Here is a 266-nt window from a genome sequence, read left to right on the forward strand (position 1 = left end):
GCGGTACTAGCTCAGTTGGTAGAGCGCGACCTTGCCAAGGTCGAGGTCACGAGTTCGAGCCTCGTGTACCGCTCCAAGTTTATCTCAAGGTTATTACTCCAGTATTGGGGCGGAATGGCAGAGTGGCCATGCACCGGATTGCAAATCCGTTTACCTCGGTTCGACTCCGGGTTCCGCCTCCATTTCAACACTCCACACGCTTTAATTAGCAAACTCGATGCCCGAGTGGTGGAATTGGTAGACACAAGGGATTTAAAATCCCTCGA

The 266-nt window shown here is 52.3% G+C and carries 2 tRNA genes; both read left to right on the forward strand.

Annotated features, from left to right (window positions below):
- A tRNA-Gly gene (locus tag AAEY68_RS21175) sits at positions 1 to 76 on the forward strand.
- 32 nt (positions 77 to 108) lie between these two features.
- Positions 109 to 182, forward strand: a tRNA-Cys gene (locus AAEY68_RS21180).
- Positions 183 to 266 lie beyond the last annotated feature (84 nt).

Source organism: Pseudoalteromonas sp. RB2-MNA-CIBAN-0110 (assembly GCF_040309305.1).
Classification (GTDB): Bacteria; Pseudomonadota; Gammaproteobacteria; order Enterobacterales; family Alteromonadaceae; genus Pseudoalteromonas; species Pseudoalteromonas arctica.